Below are 19,611 nucleotides of genomic sequence, written 5' to 3' on the forward strand. Positions count from 1 at the left end.
AACCGGCATCACCGGCCGGACGACCGGGCCGGGGACGCCGCGGAGGAGCGACCTGACGTCACTCTGTGGGAGCCCGGGGGAGATTCCCCCGGGCTCCCGCACCCTGCCGGCGCTGCGCCGCAGGGCCGCCCTCCCCCTGATGGCTGCGGCCGTGGGCGGCGTCGGTCACGCGGAACTGGTCGAGCGGATGCTCCTCGACGATTCCACGCCGTGCGACCGAGGGGGAGTGAGGAGGTCGCTGTGGTGCTGGTGGAGGAGGCGTACGTGGTCGGGACTGAAGTGTTCCCGCCAGCCGCCCACGGGGAGTTCACCGTTCTCGGCACCGGCGTCGGGAGGCCCGGGCAGGGCGGCGAGGGCCGTGGCCGGGTCCGGGTGGCCGGTGGCGGCCAGCAGCCGGCCGAGGGCCCGGCCACGGGCTTCGGCGGGGCCGGCGAGTTCTTCGTGGGTGAGCACGCAGACGGCGGGGTGGCGCAGCAGCCACTGGCAGCGGCGGGCTTCGCGCATGCCGGGGAAGCCGGGGTCGGTCAGGGCGAGGGTGATCCTGGCGTCCATGGTGGGCAGGGCGCTGACGATGTCGCGGTAGACGAGGTGTTCGGGCATGGAGCCGACGTGGCCGGTGGGTTGGGAGAGCAGGCGGATCTGCTCGATGACGCGGTCGCGGACGTCGCGGTGGTGGTAGACGATCGGCGGCCGTTCGGTGGCGTGCCAGGCGCGCAGGAAACCGGCGTCGGCACGCTCCAGGTCCAGGCTGTTGACGTACCAGCAGCCGCGGCCCGGCAGCAGCCGGGGCAGGTCGGTGTCGGGGACGCGGGCGAGGCGGTCTTCGAGGCCGGGGTCGACGGGTGAGGCGGCGGTGACCGGCTGGCCCAGCCGTGTCCACCACACCCGCCACAGGGCGTTCACCGCGTTCTGGAAGGCGGTTTCCAGCTCTTCCAGGTGGTCGCGCTGCCTGCTCAGCAGGCGTCCGGCCTCGTCCTGCCCGTAGGCGGCCCGGAGCAGCGGGGAGACTTCGCCGGGGCCGGGCCGCTCGTCGCCGTCGTCCTGGAAGCCGCTCATCGTGCCGTAGGGGGTGTAGCCGAGTGCGGTGGTGATGCGGGCGAGCAGGGGTGTGCCGCTGCCGCGCAGCGAGACGACGATCAGCTGGGGCACGGTCATGGGAGGGCTCCCGGAGACGAGGGGGCGGTGGAGGGGGGCGGGTCGGCGGGCGGGGTGAGGAGGAGGTCCTCGTAGGTGTGGTGGCGCCGGGTCGTGACGCGCTCGTGCAGCAGGTGGGCCGCGCGGGCGTGCTCGCCGGTGTCGATCAGGGCGCGGGCCAGTGTGTCCTGGACGATCTCGCGTTCCACCCGCACGCCGCCGATCCGCTCGACCTGCCCGCCCAGTCCGGTCAGGAGGTCGACGGCGGCCTGGGCGCGGCCGGCGGTCACGTGGGCGAGGGCCCGGACCACCGGGGCGAGGACTTCGCTGTAGTCGGGGCGCTGGTCGGCGGCCGCCCGGCGGGCCAGGGCCTCCAGGTCGTCGGTGGCGGACTCGACGGTCAGCGCTAGGGCCAGGTTGAAGGTGTGGAAGGCCTCCGCCATGCCGCCCGGACCGGCCAGCAGGCCGCGTACGTGGTCGAGGTCGCAGCGGCCGGCCGGTTCCTGTCCGGCCAGCAGCAGACGCCAGTTCGTCGCGGACCGCATCCCCACGTCCGCGCGGCCCAGGACTTCGTCGGCCCGTCGGCGCGCGTCCGCGAAGTCCCCGCAGGCCAACGACTGCAGGGCGGCATGCCAGTTCAGGTGCTTGAACTGCACCGCCAGCGGGTCGGCGGCCAGCCACCGGTCGAGGAACGCGGTGGAGGCGGGGCCTGCTCCCAGCTCCTGCTCGGCGTGCGCGCGGGCGTGCGCGGCGAGTCCGGCGCGCGGATACCGGGCCAAGGTGTGCTCGGCCAGTTCGAGGGCCTCCTCGGCGCGGCCCTGCTCCGCCCGCGTCCACGCCAGCCGGCCCGCCCACGGCCAGCTGTCCGCACCGGCCAGGGCGTACTGCCGCTCGACCAGCACATCACCGTGCGCGCGGTAGGCGGCCTCCCCGCAGGCGTGGAAGGCGTCCAGCAGCAGGGAGGCCGTCTCGTCCCCGGGCCACCGCGCGAAATGTGTCACCAGGTGGTCGGCCGTCATCCGGAACTGCCGGTGGGTGTAAAGGAAGACCCCGTACACCAGGCTCGCCGACCGCGCACCGGCGGTCTGCGCGTCCCGGTACGCGACCACCAGCTCCTCCCGCAGCGCCTCGTCGCTCAAGCTGACGCTGGTCGCCAGCACCAGCAACGCCCGAGCCACACCCAGCTGCGGCTGTTCGGCCACCCACTGCCGCAGCAACGGCAGCCCGCGCCCGCTCAGCGCCGCCAACTCCCGCACCGCGGCGTCCTCCACCGACACACCCGCCACCCCGGGACCGGCCACCACATCCCCCCTCGCACGACCTCGGACCAACCAAATCAGACGCTGGAGCCGAAAACGGCGGTGCAGACGATCCCGCTGCTCCCGCAGTGGTTGCGGGGCAGGCTCAACGGCAGGCCGACCTGGTTGCCCGTCACCGTCCCGCTGTCGGAGACGGTGCCCCCGGTGGCCTGGGTGCCGCCGTGGTTCACACAGGAGTTGTCGAACACGGCGTTGCCCACGCCGACGATGTTGGCGTGGGCGGTGCCGACCGGGACCAGCGCGGCCCCCACAGCCGTACCCAGGACCGCCACCCGCTTGCCCACGGTGCGCGCACCGCTGCCCGCGGCCGGGCGCCCCTCACCCGTCACCATGTTCATCGCACTCCTTCCTCGCACAGCGCCGCCCGGCGAGAGCCGGCGCCCGTGCAGACCACGCCCCGGGCAACCACCCGGGACCGCAGGCTGGTCAACGACGGAACCACCCTCCAGATACGCACCATCGGGATCAGCCCGGCCCCGGCGGCGGCCCCGGCCCGTTCGTCAGCGGCCAGGGGCCGGGAGGGGGGGCGATTGCGGGGGGTTCGGCGCGCACGCCTGCGCGTGGCCGGTGGGCCGTGCCGGTGTGCGCGCCGCTCCGCCGGCGGGCGGTACGGCGGGCTGCGACTGGGTGGAGCAGTGGATGCCGCCGCCGGTCGCGATGTCGTCGATGTCCGGCTGGACCACGGTGCGGTCGGGGTACTTGGCCTGGAGGATCGCGTAGGCGACCCCGTCCGCGTAGCGCCGAATCCGAGCAGGCTGCGGCGGGTGGGAACGGGCGTGTCCAAGAGGACTCCCTTGGGGGCGGGAGGTGTGGGGTGACGCACATCTTGGCTGCAACTAAAAATTCAGTCAATACCCGATACGTACGGTATCGCGGTTTTCCTTGCCGCACCGGCCTGTCGTGAGCCCGCCACGAGCTTGCCGTGAGTCCGCCGTGAGCCCCGGGCTGGGGTCACCCGCCTGGCCGTACGGGAGTTGGGCCCTGAAATTTTGATCAGGAATTCCTCCGCGCGAGGCCCCGGCCGGGTAGGGTGATCGCTTGTGTCGGATCGTCGAACAGAGATACTCATCGCCGCCACCCGCGTCATCGCGCGGCGTGGTGTGCGCGGGCTGCGCGTGGGCGAACTGGCCGCCGAGGCGGGGGTGTCCACCTCGCTGCTGTACTACCACTTCACCGACCGGGCCGGGCTGCTCCGCAAGACCCTGGAGTTCATCAGCGACCGGGCGGACCGCTACACCGCGGAGGGGGACTCGGCGGGGTACTCGGACGATCCCCGGCGCGATCTCGAACAGGTCCTGCTCCTGGAACTCCAGGACACCCCGGACGTGCGGGAGAACAGCACGGCCTGGGGGGAGTTGAGGGCCAGCGCGGTCTTCGAGCCCGATCTCCGGGAGGAACTGGCACGGGCCACCCACGCCTGGGTGCACGATGTCGCGGACCTGCTCGGCCGCGCCCGCCCCGAGGCCACGGCGCCGGCCCACACGGCCTCCGCCGAACGCCTCACCGTCCTGATCGAGGGCCTCAGCGCCCGCTGGCTGACCGGTTCGATGCCGCTGGAGCACGCGCGACGCTTGCTCCGGGAGGCGATCGAGGTGGAGTTGGAGGCGCTTCCGGCCGTCGTGCGGTGCCGCTGCTGACCGATCCTCCACCTGCCCGAGGTCCGGGGCAGGCCGCCGCCGGCGCCGGTGCACCCCGCCGTCGCGGAGACTCCGCAAAAACCCGTTTGGCGGACGAGGTGACCGCTGCTATGTTTCCGGAGGCCGTGCGAGAGAACGAGGAGGTGGTACCCGTGAACGCAGTATTCACATGGGTGCTCTCCTCCGGGGTCACGGTCGGGCGATAGGTCGTCCGGGAGCGCCGTATCCGAGCCCTCCCGAAAGGCACGACCATGCACTTCACTTCTGAACAGCGCCTCGACGACGGTGTCCTCGAGCGCGAGTTCACCCTCGGCGAGATCCCCGGCATCCTGTGGACGCCCGGAGCCGCATCCGCACCGGCGCCGCTGATCCTGCTCGGCCACCCTCCCCTCGGACTGCGCAGGATGTACCCCCGACTGGTGGCCCGGGCCCGGCACGCCGCGGCGGACGGCTTCGCCACGGCGACCATCGAACTCCCCGGAAGCGGCGACCGGCCTCGTTGGCCCGCCGTGGAGCAGGCCCGCGCCGACTTGCGCCGGGCGCTGGAGGCCGGCGAGCCGGTCAGCGACGAGATCGTCGACGCCCTCATCCTCCCGCTGGTCGACAAGGCGGTCCCGGAATGGCGGGCCGCCCTGGACGCCCTCCTCGCGCTGCCCGAGATCGGCGGCCCGGTCGCGTACTCGGGGGGAGTGATCTCCATCGGGATCCGGCTGGCGGTGGTCGAGCCGCGCATCTCGGCCGCCGTTCTGTTCGCCGGCAGTTTCGTGCCTCGCTCCATGTTCGAGGAGGCCCGGCAGGTCACCATTCCGCTGCATGTCCTGCTGCAGTGGGACGACGAGGGGAACGACCGGCAGGCGGCCCTGGACCTGTTCGACGCCTTCGGCTCGAAGGAGAAGTCCCTGCACGCCAACATGGGCGGGCACACCGGCGTCCCGCAGTTCGCCGGGGACGCCGCGGCCCAGTTCTTCACCCGACACCTGAGGTGAGGCCGGGCCGTCGGACCGGCGGCAGACGATAGCTGATGCCGACGGCCTGCCACTCGTCGAGGGCAGGCCCCGGCCGTCCACAGCTCTCTGCACCGTGGGCCCCTGCTGAACTCTCGGCAGGGGCCCGTGCTGCCTGAAGTCATCAACGGTTCGATTTCTGTGGAGCTTCGAGGAGACCGCACGCCCCGGCGGGTGTCAGGCGAACCGCGCGTTCACCCGACGGCCGGGATGTCGTGGGTGGCGCAGTGGATGCCGCCACCTCCGGCGGCGATGTTGTCGATCTTGACGGGGACGATCTCGCGGTCGGGGAAGTGCTGCTTGAGGATCTGCTGGGCGCGGACGTCGGCGCGGTCGTCGCCGAACTTCGGGAGGTAGACGCCCTTGGAGCCGACGTAGAAGTTCATGTAGGAGGAGACGAAGGCGTCGCCGCGGCCGGTGATCCTGTCGGGGTCGGGCTGCTGGAGCTCGATGACGTCGAGCTTCCTGCCGCGGGCGTCGACGGCGTCCGTGAAGACGCCGCGGGCCTGGTCGGCGGAGCGGGACCAGACGTCGGCGGGTGAACCGGGGAAGGCCTGGTCGAGCAGGACGACTCCGGGGGCGGCGAAGCGGGTGAGGCAGTCGACGTGGGCGTCGGTGATGTCCTTGCCCCTGACGCCGGCCAGCCAGATCACGGTGGTGACGCCGAGGGCCTTCTTGAGCTCGGCCTCGACCTGGTCGCGGGACATGCCGGGGTTGCGGTTGCCGTTGACGACGGAGCTCTCGGTGACCAGCAGGGTGCCCTGGCCGTCGGTCTCGAAGGAGCCGCCCTCGGCGACCAGCTTCGTCTCGATGCGTTCGACGCCGTACTTGGCCAGGACGGTGCGGGCGATCTTGCCGTCGTTGGCGTGCTGCTGCTTGTCGCCCCAGCCGTTGAAGTTGAAGTCGACGCCCTTGACCTTGCCGCCCTCCTCGACGAACACCGGCAGGGTGTCGCGGGCCCACAGGTCGTCGACGGCGATGGGGACGACCTCGACCGCGGAGCCGCACGCGCTCTGCGCGGCGTCCTTCTGCTCGGGGCGGGCCATCAGGACGACCGGTTCGCGGGCGGCGATGGCCCGCGCCAGGCCGGCGATGTCCCTCCGGACGTCGGGGAGCTGGTCGCCCCAGACGCTCTCCGAGGCGGGCCAGGACATCACGGTGCGGACGTGCTTCTCCCATTCGGCGCCGAAGCGGCGCGCACCGGGAGCCGCCGAGGACCCGGACGGCTGTGGGGCCCCGGATGGCTGCGGGGCCTGCGTGGCGTCCTCGACGGGTTCGTCGAGGTCCGAACAGGCGGTCAGGCCGAGGGCGAGGACGCCCGCGCCGCCGAGGGAGCGCAGGATGGTGCGGCGGGACAGATCAGGGTAGGGCACGGGGATTCTCCGGTCAGGGGTAGCGCCGACGTCGAGCTCGCCGTCAACACTTTCATTGACTGAAAAGTCAGTCAAGCCCGAAGCGGCCCGTCCGCTGATGACGGGCGCCGCCTTCGCCACGCATGCGTCGGCCGCCGCCGACCAGCCATGAGGGCCGAGCGCGGCGCGGCCGGAGAATGGCCGGAAAGTGCTGCAACTGCCTTGCGCAGCAGGATTGTTGGAGGTCCCTGACGCGCCCATGCTGAATTCGCCCGGCCTGCGCCGGGCCGCCGGGTGGGCGGGCGGCTCAGGTACCCCACGCCCCGACGCTCGCGCGCCCCACCCTCACCCCCCACCTCAGGCTTCGCGGGAGAACCCTCATGGGAATGACCTCTGCTCTGCGACGTGCCTCGGTCGTGCTCGCCGGCGGCGTGGCCGCGGTCGGGCTGTTCGCGCCGACCGCCGCGGCCGCGGACACCCCGGTCGTCCTGGCCTGCCAGGCGACCCCGCCGATCGGGTCGGCACAGACCTTCAACCTCAACGCCGGTGTCAACGCCGCCGCGCCCGCCACCGTCACGGCCGGCAGCCAGTTCACCGTCACCCTGGCCCCCGACGCGCTCACCGTGCCCACCACGGTGGGTGGTTACAGCATCCAGTCGATCAGCAACATCGTGCTCACCGTGCCGGTCCCCGCGAACGCCACGCTGACCGGCGAGTCGCTGACCGGCGGCTCCGGCTACTCGGGCAGCGCGAGCGTCGCGGTGAACAACGGCAACGTCGTGCTCACGGTGAACGGGTCGGTCGACGGCGGCGGCACCTTCACGCTCCCCGCGCTGACCCTGAACCTGGCCGCCGGGGCCTCCGGCAGCGTCATCCGCACCTCGGTGGCCGGTACGAGCTACACGGACCCGGGGCTGACCTTCACGGCGACCGTGCCCGTCTCGTTCTTCACCGTCGACGTGCCCACCGCCTGCTACCCGGCCACCGCACAGGCGCTCAGCACCACGACGGTGAGCTGACCGGGGGCTCGCGCCGAAGGCGACCGAGGGAGAACAGCACCGGGGCCGGCGCACAGTGTGCGTCGGCCCCGGTGTCGGAAGTAGCGGGGACAGGATTTGAACCTGCGACCTCTGGGTTATGAGCCCAGCGAGCTACCGAGCTGCTCCACCCCGCGTCGGTAGTACCGACCGTACGGCACCCGGCGGCGATCACCTAATCGGCCACCGGGCGGCCGGGTGCGCGGCTCCAACGGCGGCCCCGAGGTGATGCGCGTTCAGCGGAAGCCGACAGCCGCAGCGCGACGGAACCGGGGGCGCCGGCCGTTGCGCCCGGTGTCGTCGTCCGAGCCCGCCCGCTTCCTACGGGTGGTGGCTGCTTCCGGTCCAGGAGGAGGCTGCGCCCTGTTCCTCCTGCGGCGTGTACGGCTGGGGATAGGGCTGAGGGTAGGGGGAGGGGTGGTCGTCCGGCTGCGGCGGCGTGGGCCACTGCGACCAGGGCTGGGACTGCGGCGACTGCGGCGCCTCTGCGCGGGGGTGCCCGGGGGCCGTGCGGGCCGTGGTACGGCCTGGACGCAGGGGCCACCACAGGCTGCGGCCGAGGAGCGCGGCCAGGGCGGGCACCAGGACGACGGACAGCAGGAACGCGGAGAGCAGGATGCCGAGCGCGGTCGCGAAGCCGATCTGCTGGGTCGAGGGCTGCGGGGTCACGGCGAGGCCGGCGAAGGAGCCGGCCAGGACCAGGCCCGCCGTCGCGATGGCCGGGGCGGTGTGCCGGAGGGCGCGCGCGACCGCGGCCCGGGGCGGGCCGGGGTGTTCCATCTCCTCCCGGATCCGGTCACTGATCAGGATGTTGTAGTCGGTGCCGAGCGCGACCACGAACAGGAACAGGACCAGCGGCAGCGTGAAGTTGACGCCCGGCTTGCCCATCGCGTGCTGGAACAGCAGGGCGGCCGCGCCGAGGGTGGCCGCGAAGCCGAGGCCGACGGAGAGCATCAGGACGACCGGTGCGAGCAGGCTGCGCAGCAGCAGGAGGAGGATGACCCCGATCAGTGCCGCCGCGACCGGGAAGACCAGCCGCAGGTCGCGGTCGACGGCGGTGGAGACGTCGGCGAAGACGGCGGGGGTGCCGCCGACGTGTGCGCTCAGGCCAGCCGGTGTGCTCTGGGCGACGGCGGCGCGGATCGGGCCGGCGACCAGGTCGCGGGCCTGCTGGGACTGCGGGTCCTCGGTGAGGAAGAGGTCGATTCTGGCGGCCTGCCGGTCCTCGCTCAGGACCGGCTTGGTGACCTGGCCGACGCCGGTGACCCGGGTGAGGCCCTGGGCGAGGCCGTCCAACGCGCCGGGGGTGAGGGGGCCGGCGTTCTTGGTCTCGACGTAGACGCTGGTCGGGTCCGCCACACCGGCGGGCAGGACGCGGGAGATCTCGGCGGCGGTGGTCTGGGAGGCGGTGCGCGGTCCGCCGCCCAGGCCGTAGTCCATCCTGATCCCGGCCAGCCCGCCGGCCAGGGCGCCCAGGAGGGCGAGCGAGGCGAGGACCATGACCACGGGCCGGCGGGCCACCAGGTCGGCGAAGCGGGCGGTGGCGCCGTCGCGGGGCACGGTCTTGAGGGCGCGCGAGGGCCAGAACAGTGCGCGTCCGCAGGCCGCGAGTACGGCGGGCATCAGGGTGAGGCTGGCCAGCAGCATGACCAGGACCGAGACCGCGACGGCCGGGCCGAGCACCCGGAACTGCCCGAAGCTGGCGACCCCGAGGGTGGCGAAGGCGGCGACGATGGTCAGCGCGGCCGAGGTGATCGCGGTGCCGACCTTGTGGCCGACCTCGGCGGCGGTGGCGCGGTGGTGGCGTTCGGGGTGGGCCCGCAGCTGCTCGCGGAAGCGGAACATCAGGAACAGGAAGTAGTCGATGCCGATGCCCAGCAGCACCACGCCGATCAGGCTCGGTACGGACGGGTCGAGCTTGATGCCGGTGAGCAGGGCGGTGCCCACGACGGCGCCGGCGGCCACGCCGCTGACGAGGGCCACCGCGATCAGCGGCAGCAGCGCGGCCAGGGCGCTGCGGAACATGAGGATGTGGAGCAGGATGATCAGGCCGACGGCGCAGGCGGACGCGACGGTCGCGAGGGTCTTGCCGTCGTCGGCGGAGTCGACCTGGTCGGCGAGGGCGCCGGTGAAGCCGGTCCGCAGTCCCTGGGCGGCGAACTCCGCCCGGGTGCCGTCCCGGAACGCCCGGTAGGTGTTCTCCAGGCCCGGATCGGCGGGGTTTCCGGTGAGGTTGGCGGAGAGCAGCTCGAAGGTCCCGTCCGGCGCGGTCATGGCCGGGTCGACCTGGGGGACCTGCGAGTAGTCCCGCTGAAGGGGCGCGGCGTCCTTGGGCTTGGGCATGGTGACCTTGAGGCGGCTCAGCCGCTTCGCCCCGTCGTCGATCTGCTGCCGGTCCGCGGCGGTCAGCGCCCGGCCGTCGGCCCGCGCGACCAGGACGGTCACCGGGTTGGCGTCGGGCTTCGTCCCGAAGCGGTCCTGGGCGACCTTCATGGCGGCGGCCGAGTCGTAGCTCTTCGGCAGGAAGTCGGCCGTCTGCGTCTGGGTCACCCGGTAGATCAACGTCTGGCTCAGGACGGTCAGGAGTACTCCCAGGACCGCCCATACGGCGATCACCTTCCACGGATTCCTGGTGGAGAATCCGGTCAGGGCGCGGATCACGATGTCCTCCGGCTGTGGTGCTGTCGCCGGGGATTTCCGGCACGTCTCCAGACCATCACGGCGTACCGGGCGTTCTCGTCCGAGCGCGGGAGGAGAACGGCATCAGGACCTGAGCCCGCCACCAGGCCCGGACCAGGACCAGGGGCCTGGTCCGGGATCGGTCCCGGGTGCCGGCCCGGGGCCGGGGGCCACAGGGAGAATAGACCGCAGGCTCCCCCCCCCCCGAGGGCTCCGCGGGAACGGCTCACGGCTCACGGCTCGCGGCTCACGGACGACGGCACACGGCCGACCGGCCACGGAAAGGACCACCACCAGCATGTCGACGCACCACCGGCCGCTGCCGCTGCCGCAGCCGCAGCCGCAGCCGCAGCCGCCGAGAGCCGACGGTCTGCCCTGGACGGCCAGTGACGCACTGGTGGCCGTCGGGGCTGCCGCCCTGGACCTCCTCGGCTACTCGATCGGCGGCCCGGACGGAAGCCAGCCGATCGCCCTGACGGCGCTGGTCCTGCTCGTACTGGCGGCCATGCCGCTGCTCACCAGGCGCCGCTACCCGCTGGCGTCGCTGACGGCTGTGCTGGCCCTCGGCCTGGCCCTGAACCTGAGCGGGCCGGTGCCGCAACACTTCAACTGCACGCTCTGCATCGCGCTGTTCGCGGTCGCCCGCTCGCGCGGCCTCGTGGTGGCGGTGACGGCCGCCCTCGTGGCGGCCGTCGTACCGCTGCTGGGCCGGGGGCATCCGCTGCCGCCTCCGCTCTCGCAAGTGGCGTCCAACGTGGTCGCCGTGGCGCTGGTCATCGCCGCGGCCGAGGCGCTGAAACGCTGGCAGCACGCGGTGGAGGCCAGGCGCAGGCTGCTGGCCGACCGCGCGGTGGCGCAGGAACGGCGCCGCATCGCACGGGAGTTGCACGACATCGTCGCCCACCACATCACCACCATGCAGCTGATGGCCGGCGGTGCCAGAGCGAACCTCGGGGGTGACGCCGAGGTGGTGCGCGACGCCCTGGTCACGCTGGAGGGCTCCGGGCGGATGGCGCTGCGCGAGATGCGCCAACTGCTCGACGTGCTCCGGGCCGGCGACGAGCCGGAGGAGTCGCCGGCCGAGCCGCAGCCCGGTGTCGGACACCTCGGACGGCTCGTCGAGGAGTCCCGCAGGGCCGGTCTTCCCACTGAGTTCGCCGTCCTGGGGGAGGAGCGCCCGCTGCCGCCGAGCACCGGCCTGGCGGTGTTCCGGATCGTCCAGGAGTCCCTCACCAACACCCGCAAGCACGCCGGCCGGGCCCAGGCGCGGGTCCGGCTGACGTACCACCCGGACCGGATCACCGTCGAGGTGTCCGACAACGGCACCGCCGCGCCGGCCGACACCCTGGTGGGCGCCCTGGCGGGAGCGGGCGGTGCGGCCGGACCGAGGGCGGGCCGCACCGGATACGGTCTGATCGGCATGCGCGAACGCGTCGCGCTGCAGGGCGGCAGCATGGTGGCCGGCGCCGTGGACGGTGGTGGCTTCCGGGTGGCGGCCAGCCTGCCGGTGGCGCCGGCCGACGGAGAGGAACGGCTCGGATGACGGGAACCCCGGAGCGGATCAGGGTGCTGATCGCCGACGACCAGCCGCTGGTACGGCGGGGCCTGGCCCTGATCCTGGCACCCGACCCGGCGTTCGAGGTGGTGGCCGAGGCGGACGACGGCCAGCAGGCGGTCGACCTCGCGCACCGGCACCGGCCCCACGTCGTGGTGATGGACATCCGGATGCCGGTTCTCGACGGCGTCCAGGCGACCGAGCGGCTCACGCGGGAACTGCCGGACTGCCGGGTCCTGGCGCTGAGCACCTTCGACATGGACGAGTACGTGGTCGCCGCCCTGCGCGCCGGCGCCTCCGGGTTCCTGCCCAAGGACGTCTCCCCGGAGGAGCTCTCGGCGGCCGTGCGCACCGTGCACACCGGGGAGGCGGCGGTGGCGCCGCGCCTGCTCACCCGGCTGATCTCCACGTACGTCACCGCGCCCCGCCTGCCACCGGCACCGGTGCCGTTGCCGGTGTCCAGTCTGGGCGAACTGACGCCCCGCGAGATCGAGGTGTGGCACCTGCTGGCCACCGGCCTGGACAACGCCGAGATCGCGTCGGCGATGGGCATCAGCGTCTCCACGGTCAAGAACTACATCACCAGCATCTTCGCCAAGCTGAGTGTCCGCGACCGTGCCCAGGCGGTGATCGCGGCCTACGAGTCCGGCCTGGTCGAGGCCCGGCCCGCGAACCCGGCGGGCTGAGGCGGGCTGAGCCTGCCCGAGTCGGACTGATCCCGGCAGCGGTACTCCACAGACGGCCTCGCGGTCCCCGCCCACGGGAGCCGCGAGGCCGTCTGTCCGGTGTCCGCCCCCCCGCGCAGGCAGGGGGCGCCCCGAGGGGTGGCGCGGTCAGCGGCAGAGGGCCGCGTCCAGGGCGTCCGCCATGTGCTGCGCGCCGGCCTCGCCCGGGATGGCGGTGACGGTGATGGCGGCGGCGCGGCCGTCGTCGGTGACCCCGTTGCGGGAGCGGTAGCCCGCGGTGGTCCCGCCGTGGCCCCAGGAGAGGCCGCCGCAGGAGAGCGGCTTGCTCTGCAGGCCCAGCCCGTAGCGGACCCCCGGGCCCAGGAGCTCGGCGGGGACGGTGGTGCGCATCTCGGCGAGCTGCGCCGCGGGCAGGAGTCGGCCGCCGAGGAGCGCGGCGTAGAAGGAGTTGAGGTCGGTGTTGGTGGAGACGATCGCCCCCGCCGCCCAGGCCGCCGAGGAGTCCATCTCGGTGTAGTCGATCGTCCGCGCGTCCGGCGAGCTGCGGTAGTAGCCGTGAGGGTGGGCCTCGTGGATGCCGGTGTCCCCGGGGGTGGGGAAGTAGGTGTGGCGCAGGCCGATGCGGTCGATGACGCGCTTGGTGATCTCCTCGCCGACGGGCCGTCCGGTGACCTTCTGGACGAGGAGTCCGGCGACGATGTAGTTGGTGTTGCTGTACTCCCAGCTGGTACCCGCGGGGAAGCGGGCCTGTTGGGCGAGGGCCGCGTCGAGGAGGTCGCGGGGCTCGAAGTAGCGGTACTGGATCGTGGTGAAGTCCGGGAGTGCGGGGGTTTCCATGTAGTCGGGCAGGCCGCTGGTGTGCTGGAGCAGCTGGCGGACGGTGATGCGGCGTCCGTCGATGCCGTCGCCGCGCAGCAGGCCGGGGAGGTAGGTGTCGACGGGCGCGTCGAGGCCGACCTTCCCTTCGGCGACGAGCTGGAGGACGACGACGGCGGTGAAGGTCTTGGTGTTGCTGCCGGCGCGTATCTGCCCGTCGACGGGGACCTTGGCGCCGGTGGCGAGGTCGCCGACGCCCGCGGTGTAGGTGCGGGTGCGGCCGTCGCGGCCCTTGACCGAGGCCAGTGCGGCGGGCAGGCCGTCGTCCTTGACCAGCGCGTTCAGGCTCTGTTGGACGCTGTCCGGCTTGGCGCCGGCGAACGCCGCGGTCGGTGCCAGCACTCCGGCCGCCACGACGCCGGCGGCCACGGCTGCCGCCACCATGTGCCGACCGCGGCGGCTCCGGTGGGACTGGGGGGAGCGGCTGTGCGGGACGTGCTCGTTCACGGAAGAACTCCTCTACGGGAAAGGGGAATTGGCGGGATGTGCAGGTGCGCGGGTACGCGAGCGCGCGGGTTCCGCGCTCGCCGAGGCGCGCAGAACCCGCGGGTCGTACTGGTGCGGAAGCTCAGGCCGGATCGGGGAGGGTCAGCGGCACAGGGCCGCGTCCACCGCGGCCTCAACGTGCTGTCCGGCCGCACCACTTGGGATCATGGTCACCGCGATGCTGGTGGCGCGGCCGTCATCGGTGGCGCCCCCGGCGGTCTCGTAGCCCGGAATGGTCCCGCCGTGGCCCCAGTAGAGGCCGCCGCACGACAGCGGCCGGCTCACCAGGCCCAACCCGTAGCGGGCGCCGGGGCCCACCTCGTCGGCGGGGACGGTGGTGCGCATCTGGGCGAGCTGCGCCGCGGGCAGGAGCCGGCCGCCGAGGAGCGCGGTGTAGAAGCGGGTGATGTCGCTGTTGGTGGAGACGACGGCGCCTGCCGCCCAGCCCCAGGAGGGGTCCAGTTCGGTGTAGTCGCGGAGCGAGCCGTCGGCGTCCCGGTTGTAGCCCTTGGGGTGGGCCTCGCGGATGCCCGTGTCCCCGGGGGTGGGGAAGTAGGTGTGGCGCAGGCCGATGCGGTCGACGATGCGCCGGTTGACCTCCTCGCCGAGCGGCCGCCCGGTGACCTTCTGGATGATCAGGCCGGCCAGCAGGTAGTTGGTGTTGCTGTACTCCCAGCTGGTGCCCGGGGCGAAGTGGGCCTTCTGGGCCAGGGCCGCGTCGAGGAGTTCGCGCGGTTCGTAGTAGCGCGTCGGACCGGTGAGGATCGAGTCCTTGTCCACGTACTCGGGCAGGCCGCTGGTGTGCTGGAGCAGTTGGCGGACGGTGATGTTGCGTCCGTCGATGCCGTCGCCGCGCAGCAGGCCGGGCAGGTAGGTCTCGACGGGGGAGTCCAGGCCGACCTTTCCCTCGGCGACGAGCTGGAGCACGACGACGGCGGTGAAGGTCTTGGTGTTGCTGCCGATCCGCACCTGCCCGTCCGTGGGCACCTTGGCTCCGGTGGCGACGTCGCCGACACCGGCGGTGTAGGTGCGGGTGCGGCCGTCGCGGCCCTTGACGGCGGCCAGCGCGGCGGGCAGGCCGTCGTCCTTCACCAGCGCGTTCAGGCTCGACTGGACGTTGTCCGGCTTGCCGCCCGCGAACGCCGCGGTCGGTGCCAGCGCTCCGACCGTCATCACGCCGGCGGCCACGGCGGTCACGACCGCCACCGCCCGGTGCCGGCCGCCCCGGCGCGAGCGCGGGAGGCGACTGTGCGGTGCATGCTCGTTCACGAAGAACCCCTCTGAGGAATGGCGCCGGTGATTCCCGGCCTTGATCAAGAGGACCATTCAGGGGCAGGCGAGTTCGTCCGTACCCAGGACGAGACCGCACCCGGGAGCCGGCTCCGGGAGCCGGCCCCAACCAGGACCGTGCTCCCGGCAGTGCTCTTGCCGGCCTTCCGGTGGAGAGGCGCTTCGAACCGTGGGGTGTGTTGTACTGCTGCGGTGAGCGCTGAATACGAGCTTGGCCAGGTCATCGCCAGTCGTGAGCTGGCCTTTACCGCTCCGGACGGGACGCAGAGGCCGGTGCTGCTGGAGGTCGGGCTGCCCTGCCGCGACCCGGAGGGGCCGGACTGGTACTGCCCGTACCGGATCACCGGACACCCGGGCGTCGTCGACCGCGTGACGGCGATCTTCGGCGTGGACTCGTTGCAGGCCCTGCAACTCGCCCTGACCCGCCTTCCCGGCGAGTTGAGGGAGTTGAGCGAGTTGAACGAGTCGAACGACGCCGCCGGGCTGACCTTCCTGGGCGGGACGGACTTGATGCTGGGGGGCGAGGGTTCCTGAGGGCGCAGAGCGGATGAGGCGTGACGGCGGTGACGGGGGCGGCCGCCTCGGACGGGGCGGGTGCCGGACAGGGCGCGTCCGCAGGTGGGCACGCCCTGTCCGGCACCTGTCCGGTGTGCTGTTTCAGTCGCGCTTGGCGATGGTGAGGAGCACGGCCGAATCCTCGATCGCTTCGACACTGTGGCGAGCCTCGGGGATGGGGATCAGGTCACCGGCGCGGCCCTCCCAGCTTGTGTCGCCCTCGACGAGCCGCACGTGTCCGCGCAGTACCAGGAGGGTCGCGTCGCCGGGGTTGTCGTGCTCGGCGAGGCCCGAGCCGGCGGTCAGGGCGAGGACGGTCTGACGCAGTCCGCGCTCGTGGCCGGTGTAGACGGTCGCCGCGCTGCGTCCCGAGGAGGCTGCCGCCGCACGCTCCAGGTGCTCACGGGCCTGTGTGTCCAGAGAAATCGTCTGCATGCTCCCCAGTATCTCGGACCGGGAGGCCGATGGGGCAGCATGGGTGACGGACCACCACCGGGATCCGTGGCACCTCCGCGCCTGCGCGGGCCCGCATCCCCGCCCGAACGGAAGACATCTTCGTGACCGATACCGCCGCCGTCCCCACCGAGCAGATCCGGGCCCGTCTCGCCGGGTACGAGCGCCGGTTCAGCACGCTGTCCGAGCAGTACTTCCAGGACCTGGCCGCCGCCTTCGACGCTCCGTCGTTCAGCCGGTTCACCCCGGACTGCCTGGCCCTGCTGCGGGACCTGTCGCTGCGCGGCGGCAAGCGGATGCGGGTGGCCCTGCTCTTCGAGGCCGCCCGGCTGGTGACCGCCGAGCCCGTGGCGGGGCTGGAGGACGCCGCGCTGAGCATCGAACTGCTCCAGACCCACGGGCTGGTCCACGACGACATCATCGACGACAGCCCCACCCGCCGGGGCGGGCCCTCCACCTACTACGCCTACCGGGGGCGGTTCCCCGACCGGCCGCAGACCGCGCTCGGGCTCGCCGTCCTCGCCGGCGACCTCGCACTCGCGCTGTCCCTCCAGGTCCTCCTCGATTCCCGGGCCCCGCTCCCGGTCCGACAGGCCATGGTCGAGGTGCAGACGCGAGCGGCAACGGCCACGTTCGTCGGCCAGATCATCGACCTGGAGCGGGACTTCACCGCGGACCCGGACGAGGAGGTGCTGCACGACGTGGCCGACTACAAGACCGCCCGCTACTCGGTCCTCGCCCCGCTCCAGCTGGGACTGCTCGCCGCAGGCGTCCAGCCCGCCCGCCACGACGAGGAACTGCGCCGCTACGCCCGGCTGGTGGGGATCTGCGGGCAGCTGCGCGACGACTACCTGGACCTCTTCGGCGACGCGGGGACCATGGGCAAGCCCACCGGAACGGACCTCCGGGAGGGGCGGCGCAACTACACCGTCCGCGCCGTCCTGGCGGCGGCCACCGACGCCGAGCGGGCCGTGGTGGAGTCCGCACTCGGCGACGGAGCCTGCACCGAGGAGACCGTCGCCGCCATCCGCGACATCGCCCACCGCCACGGCGTCCCGGAGCGGATGCGGGCGGACATGCGGCGCTTCGCGCACGCGGCCGCCGCGGAAGCCGCGGCCTGGCGCCCCAGGTGGCGGGAGGAAGCCGTCGCGTTCTTCGAGTACCTGCCGAGGTGGAGCGTCGAGCGAGTCCGGTGAGGTGAGGTGAGCCCGCGACAGGGAGGGCGGAGGACGGGGGAGGGGCGAGCGGGGAATCCCGTCCGTTCCTGATCGGCGGTCAGTTGGCTCCGGGCCCGACCCCGGTGGTGAGGACGAGCTTGCCGCGGGTGCGGCCCGCCTCGCCGCGGGCATGAGCGGCCCCGGCCTGCTCCAGCGGGAAGGTCCGCTCCACCTCGACGGCGACCTCGCCGGCGTCGATCAGCGCGGCGATCGTCGTCAGCGCGGCGCCGTCCGGCTCGACCAGGAACGGGGTGACCCGCACGCCGGCCGCCTCGGCGGCCGCGGCCAGCTCGGGGGAGACGCCGGCCGGGACGGCGACCAGCAGGCCGCCGGGGCGCAGGACCTTCAGGGAACGGGTGCTGGTCAGGTCGTGGTCGTCGCCCACCAGGTCGATGACGACGTCGATGCCGGCGGTGGCGTCCTCGAAGCGGGTGCTGGTGTAGTCGATCACCTCGTCGGCGCCGAGTTCCTTGAGCCAGGGGTGCCGGGCGGCGCTGGCGGTGGCGACCACGTGGGCGCCCAGGTGGCGGGCGAACTGGACCGCGAAGTGGCCCACCCCGCCGGCGGCTGCGGTGACCAGCACCCGCTGGCCGGCCCGCACCCGGGCCGTGTCGACGACGGCCTGCCAGGCGGTCAGTGCCGCCAGTGGCACGGCGGCGGCGTGCACGTGGTCGAGCGTGGCCGGCTTGCGGGCGAACTGCCGGGCCGGGGCGGTCACGTACTCGGCGTAGGCGTTCGCGGCGCGCGGGAACCACGGCATGCCGTACACCTCGTCACCGGCCTTCAGCGTGGTCACGCCGAAGCCGACCTCCTCGACCACGCCGGACACGTCCCAGCCGAGCGTGAACGGCGGCTCACCCAGCAGGCCGGCCATGCCGGAGCCGCCGCGGGTCTTCCAGTCCACCGGGTTGATCCCGGCCGCGTGCACCCGTACCAGCACCTCCGTCGGCAGCGGCACCGGACGCGTCACCTCGGCGACCCGCAGCACCTCCGGCCCGCCGAACGTGTCCTGGACCACCGCGCGCATCGTGTCTGCGGACATGCGTCATCTCCCGGAGCATCAGAGTGCGGAAGGCCGTTGAGCGGCCGTTCCTCGATGCCGGCGACGCTATCCCCGCGGGTATGGTTACCTTCAAGGGCTAGTACTTCCCATCGGGAAGTGTCCTGGTGAGGAGGGTGAGCATGACGACCACCTGCCCCAGCGGCGAGCACTCGCAGCACGACGTCTACGCCGCCCAGTGCCCCTGCCGCATCCTGCTCGACCTGCTCGCGAACAAGTGGGCCGCCCTCGCCATCGGCGCCCTCGAAGACGGTCCCCAGCGGTTCGGTGAACTCCAGCGCCGCCTCCAGGGCGTCAGCCCCAAGGTGCTGACCCAGACCCTGCGCCGCCTGGAGGACTTCGGCATCCTCGACCGCACCGTGTACCCCGTCGTCCCCCTGCACGTCGAGTACTCCCTCACCCGCCTCGGCCAGAGTGCCGCGGTGCCGTTGAACGCGCTTCGCTCCTGGGTCGAGGAGAACATCGACCAGGCCCTCCGGCCCGAGCCGGTCGCGGGGTAGCCCGGCAGTGGCCACGACCGGTTCCCGCAGCCGAGGGTTCAGCACGCCGCCGTCCGCAGGTCGTGCGGCTGGGCGTGGACGGCGGACCTGGGACAGGTGGCCAGCAGCCACTCCTCCGCCTGCGCGGCGCCCTCGGCGGCGGTGGTCTCGGCCTCCGCGCAGGCCGCTGTGACCCGCTGCGCGGCGTCCGGCAGCAGGTGGGAGAACCTGCCGATGGTCGCACCGGCGTGGTCGCGCCGGTCTCCGGGGTCAGCCAGAGTCGGAGCCAGCCGTGCGCCAACGCCTCGGCGGAGCCGGCCAGTCCCCGGGCGTAGAGCTCCAGGGAGGCGGGCGGGGGCAGGGCGGTGTCGGTGCTGTCCGCCCCGCCGGGCGGGCCGGCGCCGGTCTGGTCAGGATCCCCGGGAGTGTCAGGCGCTCACGGGCGGTCCGGGAGGTGAGAGTGCCCGGGCCCGGACAGCGCCCCGCAGTGCAAAGCGGTGGCCTGGCGCCACCCGGCCCGCTCAGTAGCCGCACCGCGGGTGAGAACGACGTCGCCCCTGTGTCGGTGCCTTCCCCAGGATGCGCGACAGGGCCGGTGACGGGAGAGGTCCGACCCGGGGCGGCGCGCTCGCGGGACGTACCCGGTGTTCGTTGTCCATTGCCGTGGTCGGGAGCGGGGTCATCTTCTGTGCCTGGTGGCCCAGATGATGGCGGCGGCGAGGATGAGTGCGGCGTGGGTGTGGCTGTGGTCCGGCCGGTCCGTGGTGTTGGTGATGCTCAGGGTGAGGTCGT

The 19,611-nt window shown here is 72.9% G+C and carries 18 protein-coding genes and 1 tRNA gene; 8 read left to right on the top strand and 11 right to left on the bottom strand.

The features are described from left to right. Window positions 1–165: 165 nt before the first annotated feature. The 4 genes from AC07AL_RS34915 to AC07AL_RS34930 all read right to left on the bottom strand — a co-directional run bounded on the left by AC07AL_RS34915 (window position 166) and on the right by AC07AL_RS34930 (window position 3,289). Complete coding sequence (locus AC07AL_RS34915) at window positions 166–1,155, bottom strand: hypothetical protein (RefSeq protein ID WP_478319353.1); 990 nt, start codon at window positions 1,153–1,155, stop codon at window positions 166–168. Beyond that, the gene (locus tag AC07AL_RS34920; RefSeq protein ID WP_478319354.1) at window positions 1,152–2,411 is read right to left on the bottom strand and encodes a tetratricopeptide repeat protein; all 1,260 of its coding nucleotides are present in this window, start codon (window positions 2,409–2,411) and stop codon (window positions 1,152–1,154) included. The genes AC07AL_RS34915 and AC07AL_RS34920 overlap by 4 nt, the downstream gene beginning before the upstream one ends. A gap of 59 nt (window positions 2,412–2,470) precedes the next feature. Continuing rightward, window positions 2,471–2,791, bottom strand: coding sequence for a chaplin family protein (locus AC07AL_RS34925; protein ID WP_478319355.1), 321 nt, complete (start codon window positions 2,789–2,791; stop codon window positions 2,471–2,473). Window positions 2,792–2,953: 162 nt separating this feature from the next. Then, window positions 2,954–3,289, bottom strand: coding sequence for an agmatine deiminase family protein (locus tag AC07AL_RS34930; RefSeq protein WP_478319356.1), 336 nt, complete (start codon window positions 3,287–3,289; stop codon window positions 2,954–2,956). Window positions 3,290–3,493: 204 nt separating this feature from the next. Here AC07AL_RS34930 and AC07AL_RS34935 point away from each other — a divergent pair, with 204 nt between their 5' ends. Further along, window positions 3,494–4,090 carry a TetR/AcrR family transcriptional regulator gene (locus AC07AL_RS34935; protein WP_063352386.1) on the top strand — a complete coding sequence of 199 codons (597 nt, stop codon included), beginning with the start codon at window positions 3,494–3,496 and terminating at the stop codon, window positions 4,088–4,090. 251 nt (window positions 4,091–4,341) lie between these two features. Continuing rightward, window positions 4,342–5,076: a dienelactone hydrolase family protein gene (locus tag AC07AL_RS34940; RefSeq protein WP_363585519.1), complete on the top strand. Its 735-nt coding sequence runs from the start codon at window positions 4,342–4,344 to the stop codon at window positions 5,074–5,076. Between the two features lie 212 nt (window positions 5,077–5,288). On the opposite strand, the gene AC07AL_RS34945 is transcribed toward AC07AL_RS34940, so the two are convergent. Next, window positions 5,289–6,467 (bottom strand): agmatine deiminase family protein, encoded by a 1,179-nt coding sequence (locus tag AC07AL_RS34945; protein ID WP_363627779.1) that lies wholly within the window; start codon window positions 6,465–6,467, stop codon window positions 5,289–5,291. Between the two features lie 365 nt (window positions 6,468–6,832). Here AC07AL_RS34945 and AC07AL_RS34950 point away from each other — a divergent pair, with 365 nt between their 5' ends. Then, window positions 6,833–7,465: a cyclase gene (locus AC07AL_RS34950; protein ID WP_350878819.1), complete on the top strand. Its 633-nt coding sequence runs from the start codon at window positions 6,833–6,835 to the stop codon at window positions 7,463–7,465. Between the two features lie 81 nt (window positions 7,466–7,546). Here AC07AL_RS34950 and AC07AL_RS34955 read toward each other — a convergent pair. Beyond that, window positions 7,547–7,620, bottom strand: a tRNA-Met gene (locus tag AC07AL_RS34955). A 184-nt stretch (window positions 7,621–7,804) separates the two neighbouring features. Beyond that, entirely contained in the window at window positions 7,805–10,144 is a 2,340-nt protein-coding gene (locus AC07AL_RS34960) for an MMPL family transporter (RefSeq protein ID WP_478319357.1), read from the bottom strand. Between the two features lie 316 nt (window positions 10,145–10,460). Between AC07AL_RS34960 and AC07AL_RS34965 the strand changes: the two genes are divergently transcribed. Together AC07AL_RS34965 and AC07AL_RS34970 are read left to right on the top strand one after the other, a co-directional pair. Further along, on the top strand, window positions 10,461–11,705 hold the full coding sequence (locus AC07AL_RS34965; protein ID WP_363627781.1) for a sensor histidine kinase: 1,245 nt from the start codon (window positions 10,461–10,463) through the stop codon (window positions 11,703–11,705). Beyond that, window positions 11,702–12,403, top strand: a complete 702-nt coding sequence (locus AC07AL_RS34970; protein ID WP_363624295.1) for a response regulator transcription factor — start codon at window positions 11,702–11,704, stop codon at window positions 12,401–12,403. The genes AC07AL_RS34965 and AC07AL_RS34970 overlap by 4 nt, the downstream gene beginning before the upstream one ends. A gap of 147 nt (window positions 12,404–12,550) precedes the next feature. Here the strand turns inward: AC07AL_RS34970 and AC07AL_RS34975 are convergent, their stop codons facing one another. After that, complete coding sequence (locus AC07AL_RS34975) at window positions 12,551–13,726, bottom strand: serine hydrolase domain-containing protein (RefSeq protein ID WP_400985581.1); 1,176 nt, start codon at window positions 13,724–13,726, stop codon at window positions 12,551–12,553. A 141-nt stretch (window positions 13,727–13,867) separates the two neighbouring features. Further along, complete coding sequence (locus AC07AL_RS34980) at window positions 13,868–15,034, bottom strand: serine hydrolase domain-containing protein (RefSeq protein ID WP_400985579.1); 1,167 nt, start codon at window positions 15,032–15,034, stop codon at window positions 13,868–13,870. Between the two features lie 213 nt (window positions 15,035–15,247). On the opposite strand from AC07AL_RS34980, the gene AC07AL_RS34985 reads away from it, so the two are divergent. Then, window positions 15,248–15,589, top strand: coding sequence for a DUF6968 family protein (locus AC07AL_RS34985; RefSeq protein WP_363627783.1), 342 nt, complete (start codon window positions 15,248–15,250; stop codon window positions 15,587–15,589). A gap of 123 nt (window positions 15,590–15,712) precedes the next feature. Here the strand turns inward: AC07AL_RS34985 and AC07AL_RS34990 are convergent, their stop codons facing one another. Further along, entirely contained in the window at window positions 15,713–16,045 is a 333-nt protein-coding gene (locus AC07AL_RS34990) for a cupin domain-containing protein (RefSeq protein ID WP_363627784.1), read from the bottom strand. Between the two features lie 122 nt (window positions 16,046–16,167). Between AC07AL_RS34990 and AC07AL_RS34995 the strand changes: the two genes are divergently transcribed. After that, on the top strand, window positions 16,168–17,259 hold the full coding sequence (locus AC07AL_RS34995) for a polyprenyl synthetase family protein (RefSeq protein ID WP_363627785.1): 1,092 nt from the start codon (window positions 16,168–16,170) through the stop codon (window positions 17,257–17,259). 79 nt (window positions 17,260–17,338) lie between these two features. Here AC07AL_RS34995 and AC07AL_RS35000 read toward each other — a convergent pair whose 3' ends face one another. Then, on the bottom strand, window positions 17,339–18,322 hold the full coding sequence (locus tag AC07AL_RS35000; protein WP_363627786.1) for an NADP-dependent oxidoreductase: 984 nt from the start codon (window positions 18,320–18,322) through the stop codon (window positions 17,339–17,341). 140 nt (window positions 18,323–18,462) lie between these two features. On the opposite strand from AC07AL_RS35000, the gene AC07AL_RS35005 reads away from it, so the two are divergent. Next, window positions 18,463–18,840: a winged helix-turn-helix transcriptional regulator gene (locus AC07AL_RS35005; RefSeq protein WP_363585541.1), complete on the top strand. Its 378-nt coding sequence runs from the start codon at window positions 18,463–18,465 to the stop codon at window positions 18,838–18,840. Window positions 18,841–19,611 lie beyond the last annotated feature (771 nt).

It is taken from the genome of Kitasatospora sp. NPDC043949 (assembly GCF_056435365.1).